The organism is Blastococcus goldschmidtiae, assembly GCF_031845325.1.
GTDB classification, from domain to species: Bacteria; Actinomycetota; Actinomycetes; order Mycobacteriales; family Geodermatophilaceae; genus Blastococcus; species Blastococcus goldschmidtiae.
Genome location: NZ_JAVREI010000002.1, coordinates 117,987 through 133,141, shown reverse-complemented (window position 1 = coordinate 133,141; position 15,155 = coordinate 117,987). Strand labels below are relative to the sequence as shown.

The following is a 15,155-nucleotide window of genomic DNA, read 5'->3' as shown; positions in this document are numbered from 1 at the left end:
AGCAGTGCCCCTGTCGTCAGGCGCTGGGGACGGGGACCCGAACGGGCTCGTCCTGCGCGTCGTGGGGCTGGGTGGGGCTGCGCCGGGTCGCCAGGAGTGCGCCCAGGGCGAGGAGCGCGGCGCCGGTGCCGGCCGCGGCCCACCGCACGCCGGTGCGCAGGTCGGCCCGCTCGTCGCGGACGTCCTCGGCACGGGCGAGCGCCTCCCGGACGGAGGCCTCCGACCAGGAGGACGTCCCGCTCAGGAGCACGGCTCCGGACGTGCCGTCGGGACCACGCAGCGCGGTCACCGGGCTCTCCTCCTCGGACACGACGACACCGCTGAGCGGCTCGACGAACACCGTCCTCGTGCTGCTGTGCACGACGTCGGCGAAGACCTCGTCCTCGAGGGAACCGACCAGGCGTCCGGGGACGGGGACCGAGCGGATCACCTGCTCGGGGACCTCCTGCTCGAAGCGGTACACCTGCCGGCCGTCGAGGCGCTCGACACCCTCGAAGCGGGCGGGGAACGGCTGCCTCGCCGTGGTGTCCCAGAGATCGTAGTCGCGTCGTTCGGTGTCGGCCGGAAAACGCACCGTGAGCCCGCGGATGTCGGTGGGCTCTCCGTCGACCGACTCCCCGGCGCAGTCCACGGCCTCGGCGGTCCACCGGTCCAGGCACACCAGCGTGGTGCTCGTGGCGACCAGCGTCCCGTCCGCGTCGCTGGTCTCCGACACGTACTCCCACACGGCGGTGCGGTCACCGGCGGCACCGGTGTCCTCGTCGCCGCGGACCCGGACCGACGTCGCGACGTCCTCGCTGGTCACGGGGGCCAAGGTGACCGGGTCCAGGTAGGTGACCTCCCGGCCGAGCGCCTCGGTCCCGAAGCTCTCGTCCAGCGGCAGCTGGACCGGCAGCAGCGGGACCCAGGACCCCGCCGTCACCGACGCGACGACCGCGAGACCTCCCAGGCCGATTCCGGCCAGCCCGACGACACGCGCCCGCATGCAGCTCCCCCTCGCCGCTACGGCTCGCGCGGCACGGACATCGACGGTACGGGACGTCGTCGACCCCACGGCGGACGACGCCCCGGCACCCGGGCCCGGATCCGGCCCCGCACCGACACGCCCGGGAGGCGCCGGGGACGCGCGGGACGCAGGCGGTTCCCGGGCTCTCCCGGGCCGGTCGTTGCGTCCGTGACGCGGGTGCCCGGCGGGGAAGGCGGGGTCAGCTGTTCCGGCGCAGCACCAGCAGCATGTTCCAGCTGGCGAACTCGCGCAGGCCCGGGACGCGCGCCACCCAGGTGGCCCACCACGGGTGGTACCGCGGCAGGGCGGCGATCAGCTCGGCGTCCGGGCAGGCCCGCGCCCAGCGCAGCGCGGCGCCGGCCGACGCCGCGAACAGCGACTCCCCGAACTTGTTCTTCGGCTCGGCACCCGTCTTCTTCCGGAACCGCCGCCGGGCCCGGTGCCCGCCCAGGTAGTGCCACGGCGCCGTCTCGTGCCCACCCCACGGCGAGAGCCAGGGGGTGAAGGAGAGGTAGATGGTGCCGCCCGGCTTGGTCACCCGCACCATCTCGTCGGCCATCGTCCAGGGGCGCCGCACGTGCTCGAGGACGTTGGACGAGTAGCAGACGTCGACGGCGCCGGTGCGGATGGGCAGTTCCTCGCCGCTCGCCCGCAGCGTGCCGGGCTCCGGCTCCCCGCGCGCGGCCATCTCGCCGGCATCCGGTTCCAGGCCGACGTACGTCGCACCGGCACCGCGGAACGCGTCCGCGAAGTAGCCGGGACCACCGCCCACGTCCAGCACCCTGGCACCCGAGAGGTCGACCCAGCGGGACAGCTGGGCCACCGAATCGGCGGCCAGCACGCTGTAGAAGCGCTGCGGATCGTCCTGCTCGTGCAGGAAGGCCTGGAAGAGCGAGACCGACCGGGAAAGGGTGGCCGATCGGTTCATCTGTGTACTCCAATGGGTCGTGGGCCTCGTTGCGGGTCGAAGCCGCCGCTCGGGTGCATTAGTGTGCCGCGGGTGTTGTACCGAACGACGGACATCGATGTTCTCTTCGTGAACTGGCGTGATGTCAGCCACCCGGAGGGCGGCGGATCGGAACGGTACGTGCAGCGGATCGCGGAGGGTCTGGCTGCCGCCGGGCTCCGTGTGACCCTGTTCTGCGCCGAGCACGGCCGCGCACCGAGGGAAGAGACCGTCAACGGTGTCCGGATCGTGCGGCGCGGCGGCCGGCTGAGCATCTACCCGCGGGCCATGGCCTTCGTCCGGCGGCACAAGCCGCGCCTGGTGGTCGACGTCCAGAACGGCATCCCCTTCTGCAGCACCCTGGTGACCCGCTCCCCGGTGACCACCGTCGTCTTCCACGTGCACAAGGAGCAGTGGCCCATCGTCTTCGGCCGGATCGGCGGCCGCATCGGCTGGTGGCTGGAGTCCGTCGTCGCCCCGAAGGTCTACCGCCGGGTCCCCTACGTGACGATCTCCGACGCGACCGGCCGGGAGATGGCCGGCCTGGGCATCGCCCCCGAGCGGATCACGCTGGTGCCCGTCGGCACCGAGCCGATCGTGGACGTGCCGACGCCGCGCTCCGAGTCCCCCCGGCTGATCACGCTGGGCCGGCTCGTGCCCCACAAGCAGGTCGAGCACTCGCTGAAGATCCTCGCCCGGCTGAGCGACCGCTGGCCCGACCTGACCCTCGCCGTCGTCGGCGAGGGCTGGTGGGAGGACACCCTGCGGGCCCAGGCCGAGCGGCTCGGCGTCGCCGACCGCGTGGAGTTCCTCGGCTTCCTCGACGAGACCGGCAAGCACGAGCAGCTGGCCGCGGCCTGGGTGTTCGTCTGCCCCTCGATCAAGGAGGGCTGGGGCATGGTGGTCATCGAGGCCGGTGGCCACGGCGTGCCCACGGTCGGCTACCACTCCTCCGGCGGCCTGCAGGAGTCGGTCGTGGACGGCGTCAGCGGGCTGCTCGTCGACGACCTGGACCAGATGACCGACGCCGTCGCCCGGCTCCTGGACGACACGGACGCCCGCCGAGCCATGGGCGAGGCAGCGGTGCGGCACGCGGCCACCTTCGAGTGGTCGGCCAGCGTCCGCGAGTTCGCCGGGGTCCTGGCCCGCTCCGTCCGCGAGTCCCCCCGCCCCGGCGTCCGCGAGGGCGCCGCGGAGCTGGTCGCCCGGCTGGAGGGCATCCAGCACAGCACCGGCGACCCGGCCCGCGAGCCGGCCGCCCGCCTCGAGGCGTCGGTGACCGGAAACGCACCGTTCCGGGAACCCGCTTCCTCAGGACTGCCGTGATCCGGGGCGGCTCCCCGGACACCCGGCGGCGAGCGGTCCTCCCGGGCCCTCGGTGCGGGGTGCGGGGATGACCGCCGTCGAGGTCCCGCCGGTACCCAGCGCCGCCCGCCGCCGGCGCGAGGCCGCCGTGCCGGCAGCACTGGTCTCGCTCGCGCTGCTGGGCGTCAACGGGCTGGCCTACGTCATGACCGTGGTGGCGGCCCGCCTGCTCGCCCCGGAGGCGTTCGGTGAGCTCGCCGCCCTGCTGGGCGTCATGTTCATCGGCGTCGTGCCGGCGACGGGGCTGCAGACCTCCGCCGCGCTCACCCTGGGCGCGAACCCCGCGGACAGGCCCGCCGTCCTCGCCCGGCTGCACACCGCCACGTGGATGGGCGCCGCGGCCGTCGGCGTCCTCGGGCTGCTCGCCGTCGCCCCGCTGGTGTCGCTTTTGCACCTGTCCGGCCCCACGACGGTGCTGTGGCTGATCGCCGTCCTCGTCCCGCACACGCTCGTGGGCGGCTACGACGGGCTGCTCCAGGGCACCCGCCGCTACCGCCGGCTGGCCCTGGTCAACACCACGTTCGGCCTGCTGAAGTCCGGCGGCGGCATCACGGGCCTGGTCGTCGGCGGCACGCCCGAGGCGGCGCTCATCGGGATGGCGGTGGGGTGCGCGGGCACCGCCGTCGTCGGCTGGACCTTCTCGGGTCGGCCTGGCTTCGCCCGCGGCCTGCGCCCCCACATCGTGTCCGCCGCGAAGGCGTCCGGTGCGCTGCTCGGCCTGGTGCTCATGGTGAACCTGGACCTGCTGCTGGCCCGCCACCACCTGCCGGCGGAGCTCGCCGGCGAGTACGCCGTCGCCTCGATCTTCGCCAAGGTCGCCTTCTGGCTCCCGCAGGGCATCAGCGTCGTCCTGCTGCCCCGGCTGGCGCACGCGGGCGGCCGGCGGCGGCTGCTGCCGGTGGCCGCCGCCCTCGTCGCGCTGGTGGGGGCCACCGTCACCGCCGCCACGGCGGTCCTGGGCGCGCGCGCCCTCCCGCTGGTGGGCGGCGCGGAGTACGGGGACGCCCTCGGGGGCGCCACCTGGGTCTTCGCGATCCTCGGCACCCTGTTCGCGCTGGCCCAGCTGCTGCTCTACTCCGGCATCGCCGCGGCCGACCGCGTCGCGGCGGTCGCGGTCTGGTGCGCGGTCACCCTGGAGGCCGTCGCCGTCGAGGTGCTGGCCGTCCGGGACGGGCTCACCGTGCTGACGATCGTCGGCATCGCCGTCGCGGCCAGCGTGCTCCTGGTCGGCACCGGGCTGCTCCGGCTGTGGCACTCCCACGGCCTCCCCTTCCTCGGCCGCTCCAGGTCCGCCACCGGCTGAGCGGTCCCCGCCGACCGCCTCCCGCGACGACACGACCGGCGGTTCCACCTCCCCGGGAAGATCAGCGAACCGGGCGAGGGAGGACTACTCCCCCGGCTCCGCGGGCAGGACCTGCACAGTCGCCCGTCGGGTCGCTCCCGGTGGGCCGCCCAGCAGACGAGCCGAGACGAGAGGAGCGCCGTCCATGGCGTCCGTCATCCACTACACGATCGCGACCGAGGCCGAGAAGAGCCCCGACTTCCGCCGGGTCCTCTGGACCGGCAAGAACACCCAGCTGGTGATCATGACGATCCCCAAGGGCGGGGAGATCGGCGAGGAGACGCACGAGGACATCGACCAGATCCTCACCTTCGTCAGCGGCACCGGGAAGGCGATCATCTCGGGCTCGGAGAAGAACGTCGCCCAGGGCGACCTCGTCGTCGTCCCCGCCGGCACGAAGCACAACTTCGTCAACACCGGCGAGAACCCGCTCATCCTCTACACGGTCTACGGCCCGCCGGAGCACGCCGACGGCGCGGTGCACCAGACCAAGGAGGAGGCCGACGAGCTCGAGGAGGCCGGCAAGGACGAGCCGCCGACGTCGGACTGACGCACCACGCCCGGAGGGCCGCCGTTCCCGTGACGGCGGCCCTCCGGCGCGTCCCGGCCGCTCAGGCGGGGACGTGCCGGCCGCTCGTCCCCGACCCGGGGACGACCATCACCGGGCACCGCCCGGCGAGCACGCAGTGCAGCGCCACCGACCCCATCAGCAGTCCGCGGACCGCACCCTGCCCGTGCCCGCCGACGACGAGCAGCCGGGCGCCCTGTGCGGCCTCGACCAGCACGTCGCCGGCCGGCCCCTCCAGGCACTCGATCCGCACGGGCACCCCGTCCGGCACCCGGGCCTCGGCGACCTGCTGCTCGGCCACGCCCCGGACCTCGCCGGCCAGCTGCTCCGGCGGCGGGAGGGCGACGGCGTAGGCGTCGCTCCAGTACCCCGTCACCGAGTAGGCCGCCACGGCCACCAGCTCGGCGCCGAGCAGCTCCGCCTCGCGGCCCGCCCGCTCCAGCGCGATCCCCGACGCCTCCGAGCCGTCCAGGCCGACGACGACGCGCGGCGGGCCGTCGTCACGCCCCTCGTCGGCACCCGCGTGGACGACGACGACCGGCACGCGGGCGTGGGTGACGGAGCGGAGCGCGACCGAGCCGAGCACGAGGCTGCGCACGGCGCCGCGCCCCCGGCTGCCCACGACGAGCCGGCCGGCGTCCTCCGAGGCGGCGAGCAGCATCTGCGCCGGCGGCCCGGCCACCGCGAGGACGTCCAGCGGGACGCCGGTCTGCCCGGTCTCGGCGCGCACCTCCTCGACCTGGGCACGCGCCCGCTGCAACGTGTCCTCCCGGACCGACTCCAGCTGCGCCTCGTCGAGAACGAAGGGGTCGGACAGGCGCAGCTCCACGGGGAAGCTGCTGACGACCTCGAGGGACGTCCCCCGCCGGGCGGCGTCCCGCAGCGCCCACACCAGCGCCTCGCGCGCCCCGGGGGAGCCGTCCACGCCGACGACGGTCCGCTCCGCGCCGCCCTGTTCGCTGTGCGCCACGACCACTCCTGCCGTTCGCCGATCGGTTGCCCGAGGCTCCCCCGGTCCGCCCCCGTCGCACAAGGGCCGGTCAGGCGGCCAGCAGCTCCCGGACCTGCCGCCGGATCTCCGGAAGTCCAGGGCGGTGGGCGTCCCCGGTGGCCTGCAGCCGCGGCTTCACGTGCTCCGGTCGCAGCGGCTCGCGCAGCAGCGGGTTGCCCATGAGGTAGATCTGGCCCACCGAGAGGTAGGCGGCGGCCCGCCACCACGCGTCGAGGGCGGCGAGCTCGTCGGGGCCCAGCGGGCCGGAGGTGGGACGGCATCGGACGTCGGGTGCGTGGAGATGGCCACCTCCCGGACGCTCACGAGCCGGTGGCCGGGTGCGCGAGGCTCGTCGCCCCCTGGTTGCATGACGGCCATGAGCCGTACCACCGCGGTCGACCTCGCCGCAGCACTGCGCGCGGCCGGACTGACCGACGTCGACGACTCCGGGCTGGCCCGAGCGCTCTACTCCTCCGACGCCTCGATCTACCGGGTGCTCCCCCGGGCCGTCGTCCGCCCCCGCGACACCGACGAGGTCCTCGCGACGCTCACCGTCTGCCGCGAGCTGGGCGTGCCCCTGACCGCCCGCGGGGCGGGCACCTCGATCGCCGGGAACGCCGTCGGGACGGGCGTGGTGCTCGACACCAGTCGGCACATGAACCAGGTGCTCTCGCTCGACGCCGGGGCGCGGACCGCCACGGTGCAGCCGGGTGTCGTCCAGGCCGCCCTGCAGACGGCGGCCCGCCCGCACGGCCTGCGCTTCGGCCCCGATCCGAGCACGCACAACCGCTGCACGATCGGCGGCATGATCGGCAACAACGCCTGCGGCTCACGGGCGCTGGGGTACGGGCGCACCTCCGACAACGTCCTCGGTCTGGACGTCGTCACCGGTGGAGGGACCCGCCTGGACCTGGGCCCCGGCACGGTGCCGGAACCCGGCGTGCTCGCCGACCTGCAGCGCCTCGTCGGCGCGGAGCTCGCGACGATCCGCACCGAGCTGGGCCGCTTCGGCCGCCAGGTGTCGGGCTACTCGCTGGAGCACCTGCTCCCCGAGCGCGGCTTCGACGTGGCCCGCGCCCTGGTCGGGAGCGAGGGCACGCTGGGGCTGGTGCTCTCCGCCACCGTGCGACTGGTGGCCGACGCGCCGTTCCGCGGGCTGGTCGTCCTCGGCTATCGCACGATGGCCGACGCCGCCGACGCCACGCCCGCCCTGCTCCCCCACGAGCCGACCGCCGTCGAGGGGCTGGATCAGCGGATCGTGCAGCGGCTGCGCGACGTGCCGGCCGCCGTCGTGCCCGACCTCCCCCGCGGCGACGGCTGGTTGATCGTGGAGCTGACCGGCGACACGGTGGCCGAGGTCGAGGCCAAGGCCCGCGGGGTGCTCGCCGACGCGGCCGCCCTGGACTCCCTCGTCGTCACCGATCCGGCGGAGGCCGCCGCGATCTGGCGGATCCGCGAGGACGGCGCCGGCCTGGCCGCGCGCACCTCGGACGGGCGGCCGGCGCACGCCGGCTGGGAGGACGCCGCGGTCCCGGTCGAGCGGCTCGGCGACTACCTGCGCGGCTTCGAGGCGCTGCTCGACGGCCACGGCCTCCAGGGCGTCCCCTACGGGCACTTCGGTGACGGCTGCGTGCACGTGCGCATCGACTTCCCGTTCGGCGCCGACGGCGGACCGGACCGGGGGCGGGCGCGGTACCGGGCCTTCGTGGAGGACGCCGCAGGCCTGGTCGCCGGCTACGGGGGCTCGCTGTCCGGGGAGCACGGTGACGGCCGGGCCCGCAGCGAACTGCTCCCGCTCATGTACTCCCCCGCCGTCATCTCGCTCTTCGAGCGGGTCAAGGCGCTCTTCGACCCCGACGACGTCCTCAACCCCGGCGTCCTGGTCCGGCCGGCCGCCCTCGACGACGACGTCCGCACCGCGGCCGCGCCGGTCGTCAGCCGCGACACCCGGCCCACCCTCGCCCTGGCCTACCGGCACGACGGCGGCGACCTCTCCGCCGCCGTGCACCGCTGCACGGGCGTCGGGAAGTGCCGCGCGGACCTGCAGTCCAGCGGCGGGGTCATGTGCCCCTCGTGGCCGGCGACGCGGAACGAGAAGGACACCACCCGCGGCCGGGCGCGCGTGCTGCAGGAGATGCTCGCCCCCGGCGGACCGGTGACCGGCTGGCGCTCGCCGGAGGTGCACGACGCGCTGGACCTGTGCCTCTCGTGCAAGGGCTGCTCCTCGGACTGCCCGACCGGGGTCGACATGGCCGCCTACAAGTCCGAGGTGCTGCACCAGTCCTACCGGCGCCGGCTGCGTCCCCTCCCGCACTACACGCTAGGCCGGCTGCCGCGGTGGGCCGACCTCGCGGCCCGGGCGCCGCGGCTGGTCAACGGATTCCTGGGCTCCCGGCTGGGCGGCCGGCTGGCCAAGTGGGGTGCGGGCATGGACCAGCGCCGCGCCGTCCCCGCCTTCGCCGTCCGCACCTTCCGGCAGCAGTGGCAGGACCGGCCCGCAGCCGCCGGGGACGGCCCGCCGGTGGCCCTCTGGGTCGACTCCTTCACCGACCACTTCGACCCCGACACCGCCCTGGCCGCCGCCGAGGTCCTGGAGGCGGCCGGCTACCGGGTGCAGGTGCCCGGTTCGGACACCTGCTGTGGGCTGACCTGGATCACCACCGGGCAGCTGGACGCGGCCCGCCGCATCCTCGGGCACACCGTCGCCGAGCTGGCACCGGTCGTCGCCGCCGGCATCCCGGTCGTCGGCGTCGAGCCCTCGTGCACCGCGGTGCTGCGCGGCGAGGCGCTGGAGGTGGTGGGCGGCCCGGACGCCGAGGCCGTCGCCGCCGGCACCCGCACCCTGGCCGAGCAGCTCGCCGCCACGCCCGGCTGGGAGCCGCCGTCCCTGGCGGGCCTGCAGGTGGTCGCGCAGCCGCACTGCCACCACGCCTCGGTGCTCGGCTGGTCGGCCGACGCCGCGCTGCTGCGGCGGGCCGGCGCGGAGGTGACCCGGCTGGGTGGCTGCTGCGGGCTGGCGGGCAACTGGGGCGTCGAGAAGGGCCACCACGACGTGTCGGTGGCGATCGCCGGGCAGCAGCTCCTGCCGGCCGTCGAGGGCCTCCCCGACGACGCCGTCGTGCTCGCCGACGGGTTCTCCTGCCGCACCCAGCTGGACCAGCTGGCCGGGCGCCGCGGCATGCACCTGGCCCAGCTGCTCGCGGGGCGCCCGGGCTGACCGGCCCGGCCGGGCGACCGGCCGGCGGGGCGTCTGCGACGATCGCGGCGTGGACCTCGAGGAGACCCTGCTGCCCGGTGTCGGCGTGCGCTACGAGCTGCGGTGCAGCTCGGGGCAGGTGCTGGGCATCGTCGTCCAGCGCGAGGGCGGGGCCGAGATCGCCGTCTACGACCGTCGCGACCCCGACCGCGCCCAGGGGATGTTCCGGCTCAGCCCCGACGAGGCCGACGCCGTCGCCGAGGTGCTCGGCGCGCCGCGGCTGACCCAGCGCTTCGCCGACCTCTCCCGCGAGGTGCCGGGGCTGGAGTCCGGACGGCTCACCGTCGCACCCGGCTCGCCGTTCGACGGCCGGCCGCTGGGCGACACCCGCGCCCGCACCCTCACCGGCTGCTCGATCGTGGCCGTCGTCCGCGGCGTCGACGTCGTCCCCTCCCCGGGCCCCGAGCACGTCCTGGCCGGCGGCGACGTGCTCGTGGCGATCGGCTCGGACGCCGGACTGGTGCAGCTCGAGCGCCGCCTCGCCGGCCAGGCCTGACCTCGCCGGTGGACCACGTCGCGACCCTGCTGGTCGAGCTCGGCCTGCTGTTCCTCGGCCTCTCGCTGCTGGGCATGCTGGCCCGCAGGCTCGGGCTCTCCCCCATCCCGTTCGTCCTCGTCGCCGCGCTCGCCGTCGGCAACGGCGGACTGATCCCGCTGGACACCGCGGAGCCCTTCCTCACCTCCGCCGCCGAGATCGGCGTGGTGCTGCTGCTGCTCACCCTCGGGCTGGAGTTCTCCGCCACCGAGCTGTTCAGCTCCTTCCGGCGGCACGCACCCTCGGGGCTCGTGGACCTGGTACTGAACGCGCCACCGGGCTTCGTGGCCGGGCTCCTGCTCGGCCTCCCGTGGCAGGGTGCGCTGGCTCTCGCCGGCGTCACCTGGATCTCCTCGTCGGGGATCGTGGCCCGCCTCCTCGGCGACCTGGGCCGGCTGGCCAACCGGGAGACCCCTGCCGTCCTCGCCGTCCTGGTGCTCGAGGACCTGGCCATGGCACTGTTCCTGCCGCTGCTCGTGGTCGCCCTGGCCGGCGACGGACCGACGGCGGCGGTCGCCGGCGTCGCGCTGGCCGTCGGGGCCGTGACCCTGGTCCTGGTGGCCGCACAGCGCCACGGACACCGGCTGGGCCGGTTGCTCAGCCACGACGACGACGAGCAGGTGATGCTGCGCCTGGTGGGGCTGACCCTGCTGGTCGCCGGTGCGGCGCAGGCGATGGGGGCCTCGGCGGCGGTCGGCGCGTTCCTGGTGGGGCTGGCGCTCCCGGCCTCCTTCGCCGAGCGCGCCCGGGCCATCCTCGGTCCCCTGCGGGACCTGTTCGCCGCGCTGTTCTTCGTCGCCTTCGGCTTCGCCACCGACCCGGGCGCGATCCTGCCCCTCCTGCCCGCGGCGCTGGCACTGGCGGCCGTCTCGACGGTGACCAAGATCGGCACCGGCTGGTTCGCAGCGAAGCGGGACGGCATCGCGGTACCCGGGCGGCTGCGCGCCGGGACGGCCCTGGTCGCGCGCGGCGAGTTCTCCATCGTGATCGCCGGGCTCGCGGTGACCGCCGGGCTGGCCGACGTCGGCCCGATCGCCACGGCCTACGTGCTGATCCTCGCGGTGGCCGGCCCGGTCCTCACCCGCTTCGCCGAGCCGGCCGCGCTGCGCCGTCCGGCGCCCCTCGCCGCCTGAGGCTCAGGCCGCCGTCTCCCGACGGGCGCGGGCGGCGGCGAGGACGGCAGGGGTCAGCGCGGCGGCGATGCGGGCGTATCCCGCGGACGACGGGTGGAAGCGGTCGGCGGCGAAGAGGGCCGCATCGGCACCGAAGGCCCGGTTGACGTCGGCGACCGCCGCGACGGTCGCGCCGGTCGCCCGTGCCACGGCGGCCTGCCGCTGCTGCAGCTGCGCGCACGCCCCCTGGACGAGCGGGCGGAACGCGGGCGGCACGAACGGCACGCTGGACATGTCCGGTGCCGGCACCAGGACGACGTCGGTCCCGCCGGCCCTCAGCGTGCGGAGCGCCGCGTCCAGGGAGGCCGCTGCCTGCTCGGGCGGGACGAGGCGGACGATGTCGTTCGCCCCGACCACGATCAGCGCGAGATCGGCTGCCAGCGGCGCGGCCGCGCGCACCTGCCGCGGGAGGTCCGCAGAGACCGCGCCCGGCACCGCGAGCACGTGCAGGTCGACGTCGTGCCCGTCCCCGGTCAGCGCGGCGGCCAGCCGCGGGCCGAGGGCGTGCTCGGCGCGCAGCGCGCCGGTGCCGAAGGCGATCGAGTCGCCGAGGACGAGGAGGCGGACAACGGAACGGGCCACGGACGGCACAACGCCGTCCGTGGCCCGCTGGATTTCGTGCAGGGGTCCTGCGGTCAGCCCTTCGGGCCGCCCGCGGCGTAGACGACCTGGCCGGAGATGAAGCCGGCGCCCTCGCTGGCGAAGAACGACACGAGGTGCGCGATGTCCTCGGGCTGGCCGACGCGCTGCACCGGGATCTGCGACCCGGCGCCCTTGATGAAGTCGTCGAAGGGGATGCCCATGCGGTCGGCGGTCGCCTTGGTCATCTCCGTCTGGATGAAGCCGGGGGCGATGGCGTTGGCGGTGACGCCGAACTTGCCGAGCTCGATGGCCAGGGTCTTGGTGAAGCCCTGCAGGCCGGCCTTGGCGGTGGAGTAGTTGGCCTGGCCGCGGTTGCCCAGCGCCGAGGTGCTGGACAGGTTCACGATCCGGCCCCACTTGGCCTCGATCATGTGCTTCTGGGCGGCGCGCGACATCAGGAAGGCACCACGGAGGTGCACGTTCATGACGATGTCCCAGTCCGAGTCGCTCATCTTGAACAGCATGTTGTCGCGGAGGACGCCCGCGTTGTTCACCAGCACGACCGGCGCGCCGAGCTCCGCGGCGATGCGGTCGACAGCGCCCTGGACCTGCTCGGCGTCGCTGACGTCGGCCCCGACGGCCAGACCCTTGCCCCCGGCGGCCTGGATCGCGTCGACGGTGCCCTGGGCGGACGCCTCGTCGAGGTCCAGGACGGCGACGGCGAACCCGTCCTTGGCCAGCCGCTGCGCGGTGGCGGCACCGATGCCGCGCGCGCCGCCGGTCACGATGGCCGCCCGGGTGCTGTTCACTGCCTCGCTCATGAATCTTCCTCTCGTCAGGTCTGCTCGTGCGTCGGTCCCCGACCGAGCGGGGACGACAAGCTGCCCGGCACCTTACGGCCAGGGCGTGAGTCGCCCGTCACACGGGGGAAGCAGCCCCCGTCAGGGCCAGATGGAGGCGACGATGATGGCGGCGACCGCGAGCTGGCTGGCCGCGCTCACCAGGCTCGCCGGGTGGAACCGCACCTGGACCAGCGACGATCCCAGGGAGCCCGGCGTCACCAGGTTGAGCACCAGGAAGGCCACCGCCTGCAGGAGCACGCCGACGACGCCGAAGACCACGGTCCACCACAGCGCCCGGCCGAAGCCGTCGGTCGCGTTGGTCCAGATCGTGGTGAACGCGATCGCGCCCTGGCCGAGGAACCCCGCAGCCAGCACGATGCCGGCGTTGATCGATCCCTCCTGGTAGATGTGCCGCCCCAGGTGGCCCGGGGTGAGGAGGTCGAGCGCCACGAAGCCGAGGGCCAGGAGCGCGATGCCCACGCCCGTGTAGGCGGCGGCGTAGCCGATGCTGGCCAGCACGAGGGGGACCTCCGGGACGTCGGGGGGAACGGCCTGCCGTGTCTACCGCACGCCCTCCCCCGTCGCATCCCTCGGGCCCTGCGACGGGCCGAGGACGTCGACCCGGTCGAACCCCTCCGCGGTCGTCGGCGGCTGGAACCGGGCGACGGCGGCGTGCACAGCCACCAGCGGCACGCGGGTGCCCTCGGGGCGCCTGGCGTTGCGCGCCAGGCAGACGTCCAGCGGCGTGTCCAGCCAGACCGCCTGCACCGGCACGCCCGCCTCCCGGGCCGCCGCGATCAGCGGCGCGCGCTCGGCGGCCGAGGGGTTGGTGTTGTCCACGACGACGCTGCGGCCGGCGGCGAGCAGCTCGGCCACCACGCGGCACTGCCGCGCCTCCCGCCTCGGGCACGCGTCAGGCCTCCGTGCAGGGGCCCGTCGCGAGCCTGCGAGCGGTGGGGGGGGCAGGGAGGTCCTTCTGTTGCCGGCGCCCTGCAGACCGACCACGACCACCAGTTCCGGCACTCAGCGCACCGGCGTACCGGCGTCGCCCACCGGTGCGGGCGTACCGGCGTCGCCCACCGGTGCGGGCGTACCGGCGTCGCCGGCCGGCGCGAGCTCCTCGCCGGGCAGCCGCCGGGGCTGGTGCAGCCGGCGCACGGAGGCGAGCGCAGACCGCCGGGCGTGCATCCGGCGCCGGGCACGGGAGGTCCTCGGCGCCCGCGGCTCCTCCCGGAGCAGGGCGTCCAGCCAGTGACCACGCGGGTCGACGTCGACCAGCAGCGCCTTGACCAGCAAGGTCAACGGGATCGCCAGCAGCGCCCCGAGCGCCCCGAGCACCCAGCCCCAGAACAGGAGGGCGATGAAGGTGACGGTCATCGACAGGCCGACCGAGTCCCCGACGAACCGCGGCTGGATCAGCGTCTGCACGACGAAGTTGAGCAGCGTGTAGATCACCAGGATGGCGATCAGCTCGCCCCAGCCGCCGGCGAGCAGCCCGAGCAGCGCCGGGGGGACGACGCCGAGCACGAACCCGATGTTCGGCACGTAGTTGGTGATGAAGGCCAGCAGCCCCCACAGCGGCGCGGCCGGCACGGCGAGGATGGCCAGGGCGATCGCGTCGCCCACCGCGACGACCGCCCCGAAGACGGTGCTCACCAGCAGGTAGCTGCGGGTGCCCTGGGCGAAGAGGCTGAAGGCGACCGGCAGGTGCGGCCGCTCCCGCGCGATGAGCACCAGCCGCCGGCCGTATCCGCTGGACTCGATGGCCATGAAGACCAGCGCGGAGAGCAGCAGGATCAGGGTGCTGGCCGCCGCGGTGATGCGCCCCAGCAGGTCGGTCGCCAGCCCCACCACCTGCCCGTACTCGATCTGCTCGACGAGGTCGGAGAGCTGTCCCGAGACCAGGCCGGCGTCGTTGAGGTCGGCGACCACCCCGTCGAGGAGTTCCTCGGCCCGGTCGGCGTAGTCCGGGAGGAGAGCGGCCAGCTGGGCGACGCTGGCCACGAGCAGCGCGACGAACCCGAGCAGGACGGCCCAGACGAGGAGCAGCAGGACGGTCGTCGCCACCCAGCGCGGCGCGCCGTGACGACGCAGCCAGCTCGAGACCGGCATGAGGCCGACGACGACGACGAGCGCCAGCAGGATGGGCGCGGCCAGCCAGGCGACCTCGCGCAGCCCGGCGATGGCGATGGTCGCTGCGGCCAGCCCACCCAGCACGAGCAGCCAGCGGGGCAGGCCGGTGGGCGATCCACCCAGGGCCTCGGTGGCGGTGGTGGCTCCCGTGGCGGTCGGAGCAGCCGCCCCCGCGTCGGCCGCGGCCAGCAAGTCGGCGTCGTCGGCCGGCCGGCCGGCGTCGTCGTCGGCCTGCTGTCCGGCGTCGTCGGCCGGTGGCTGCACCTCGGCGGCGCCGTCGACTGCCGAACCGGTGGACAGCGGGTCGGAGGTGGGCGTGGCGGCGGCGGGCGGCTCGGCGGGGCCCTGAGCGCTGGGGTCGAGCGCGCGGGACGGCTCCTGCCCCCTGCCGTGCACCGCAGGTCGCGCCACCGGGCC

General features: G+C 75.1%; 15 protein-coding genes. 6 read left to right on the top strand and 9 right to left on the bottom strand.

Annotated elements, in window-relative coordinates; genetic code table 11:
- Window positions 1-16 precede the first annotated feature (16 nt).
- Both RM425_RS05400 and RM425_RS05395 read right to left on the bottom strand, forming a co-directional pair.
- The gene (locus RM425_RS05400) at window positions 17-985 is read right to left on the bottom strand and encodes a porin PorA family protein (RefSeq protein WP_311344155.1); all 969 of its coding nucleotides are present in this window, start codon (window positions 983-985) and stop codon (window positions 17-19) included.
- Window positions 986-1,205: 220 nt separating this feature from the next.
- The gene (locus tag RM425_RS05395) at window positions 1,206-1,934 is read right to left on the bottom strand and encodes a class I SAM-dependent methyltransferase (RefSeq protein ID WP_311344154.1); all 729 of its coding nucleotides are present in this window, start codon (window positions 1,932-1,934) and stop codon (window positions 1,206-1,208) included.
- 12 nt (window positions 1,935-1,946) lie between these two features.
- Between RM425_RS05395 and RM425_RS05390 the strand changes: the two genes are divergently transcribed.
- The 3 genes from RM425_RS05390 (at window position 1,947) to RM425_RS05380 (ending at window position 5,209) form a co-directional block, all read left to right on the top strand.
- Window positions 1,947-3,278, top strand: a complete 1,332-nt coding sequence (locus RM425_RS05390; RefSeq protein WP_311344153.1) for a glycosyltransferase family 4 protein — start codon at window positions 1,947-1,949, stop codon at window positions 3,276-3,278.
- 67 nt (window positions 3,279-3,345) lie between these two features.
- Window positions 3,346-4,620: a lipopolysaccharide biosynthesis protein gene (locus RM425_RS05385; RefSeq protein ID WP_311344152.1), complete on the top strand. Its 1,275-nt coding sequence runs from the start codon at window positions 3,346-3,348 to the stop codon at window positions 4,618-4,620.
- 184 nt (window positions 4,621-4,804) lie between these two features.
- Window positions 4,805-5,209, top strand: coding sequence for a cupin domain-containing protein (locus tag RM425_RS05380; protein ID WP_311344151.1), 405 nt, complete (start codon window positions 4,805-4,807; stop codon window positions 5,207-5,209).
- 61 nt (window positions 5,210-5,270) lie between these two features.
- Here the strand turns inward: RM425_RS05380 and RM425_RS05375 are convergent, their stop codons facing one another.
- Together RM425_RS05375 and RM425_RS05370 are read right to left on the bottom strand one after the other, a co-directional pair.
- Entirely contained in the window at window positions 5,271-6,197 is a 927-nt protein-coding gene (locus RM425_RS05375; RefSeq protein WP_311344150.1) for a universal stress protein, read from the bottom strand.
- Window positions 6,198-6,267: 70 nt separating this feature from the next.
- Window positions 6,268-6,477 (bottom strand): phosphoketolase family protein, encoded by a 210-nt coding sequence (locus RM425_RS05370; RefSeq protein ID WP_311344442.1) that lies wholly within the window; start codon window positions 6,475-6,477, stop codon window positions 6,268-6,270.
- Between the two features lie 117 nt (window positions 6,478-6,594).
- On the opposite strand from RM425_RS05370, the gene RM425_RS05365 reads away from it, so the two are divergent.
- Genes RM425_RS05365 through RM425_RS05355 form a run of 3 tightly spaced genes read left to right on the top strand, consistent with a single transcriptional unit; the run spans window position 6,595 to window position 11,142 of the window.
- Window positions 6,595-9,435, top strand: coding sequence for an FAD-binding and (Fe-S)-binding domain-containing protein (locus tag RM425_RS05365; protein WP_311344149.1), 2,841 nt, complete (start codon window positions 6,595-6,597; stop codon window positions 9,433-9,435).
- Between the two features lie 49 nt (window positions 9,436-9,484).
- Window positions 9,485-9,970, top strand: coding sequence for a cation:proton antiporter regulatory subunit (locus RM425_RS05360; protein ID WP_311344148.1), 486 nt, complete (start codon window positions 9,485-9,487; stop codon window positions 9,968-9,970).
- A gap of 8 nt (window positions 9,971-9,978) precedes the next feature.
- Window positions 9,979-11,142 (top strand): cation:proton antiporter, encoded by a 1,164-nt coding sequence (locus RM425_RS05355; RefSeq protein ID WP_311344147.1) that lies wholly within the window; start codon window positions 9,979-9,981, stop codon window positions 11,140-11,142.
- Between the two features lie 3 nt (window positions 11,143-11,145).
- Here the strand turns inward: RM425_RS05355 and RM425_RS05350 are convergent, their stop codons facing one another.
- The 5 genes from RM425_RS05350 to RM425_RS05330 form a co-directional block, all read right to left on the bottom strand.
- Window positions 11,146-11,763, bottom strand: coding sequence for a GDSL-type esterase/lipase family protein (locus tag RM425_RS05350; RefSeq protein ID WP_311344146.1), 618 nt, complete (start codon window positions 11,761-11,763; stop codon window positions 11,146-11,148).
- 53 nt (window positions 11,764-11,816) lie between these two features.
- A complete protein-coding gene (gene fabG / locus RM425_RS05345) occupies window positions 11,817-12,584 on the bottom strand; it encodes a 3-oxoacyl-ACP reductase FabG (protein ID WP_311344145.1) in 768 nt (255 codons plus the stop codon).
- Between the two features lie 120 nt (window positions 12,585-12,704).
- Window positions 12,705-13,124, bottom strand: a complete 420-nt coding sequence (locus RM425_RS05340) for a DUF350 domain-containing protein (protein WP_311344144.1) — start codon at window positions 13,122-13,124, stop codon at window positions 12,705-12,707.
- 42 nt (window positions 13,125-13,166) lie between these two features.
- Window positions 13,167-13,610: an ATP-binding protein gene (locus RM425_RS05335; protein ID WP_311344441.1), complete on the bottom strand. Its 444-nt coding sequence runs from the start codon at window positions 13,608-13,610 to the stop codon at window positions 13,167-13,169.
- 18 nt (window positions 13,611-13,628) lie between these two features.
- Entirely contained in the window at window positions 13,629-15,149 is a 1,521-nt protein-coding gene (locus tag RM425_RS05330) for an AI-2E family transporter (protein WP_311344143.1), read from the bottom strand.
- Window positions 15,150-15,155 lie beyond the last annotated feature (6 nt).

What these genes read in the sequence shown, in the direction of transcription:
- RM425_RS05400 (WP_311344155.1), bottom strand. Translation starts at nt 985, where the DNA reads ATGCGGGCGCGTGTCGTCGGGCTGGCCGGAATCGGCCTGGGAGGTCTC.
- RM425_RS05385 (WP_311344152.1), top strand. Translation starts at nt 3,346, where the DNA reads ATGACCGCCGTCGAGGTCCCGCCGGTACCCAGCGCCGCCCGCCGCCGG.
- RM425_RS05365 (WP_311344149.1), top strand. Translation starts at nt 6,595, where the DNA reads ATGAGCCGTACCACCGCGGTCGACCTCGCCGCAGCACTGCGCGCGGCC.
- RM425_RS05380 (WP_311344151.1), top strand. Translation starts at nt 4,805, where the DNA reads ATGGCGTCCGTCATCCACTACACGATCGCGACCGAGGCCGAGAAGAGC.
- RM425_RS05395 (WP_311344154.1), bottom strand. Translation starts at nt 1,934, where the DNA reads ATGAACCGATCGGCCACCCTTTCCCGGTCGGTCTCGCTCTTCCAGGCC.
- fabG (WP_311344145.1), bottom strand. Translation starts at nt 12,584, where the DNA reads ATGAGCGAGGCAGTGAACAGCACCCGGGCGGCCATCGTGACCGGCGGC.
- RM425_RS05390 (WP_311344153.1), top strand. Translation starts at nt 1,947, where the DNA reads ATGGGTCGTGGGCCTCGTTGCGGGTCGAAGCCGCCGCTCGGGTGCATT.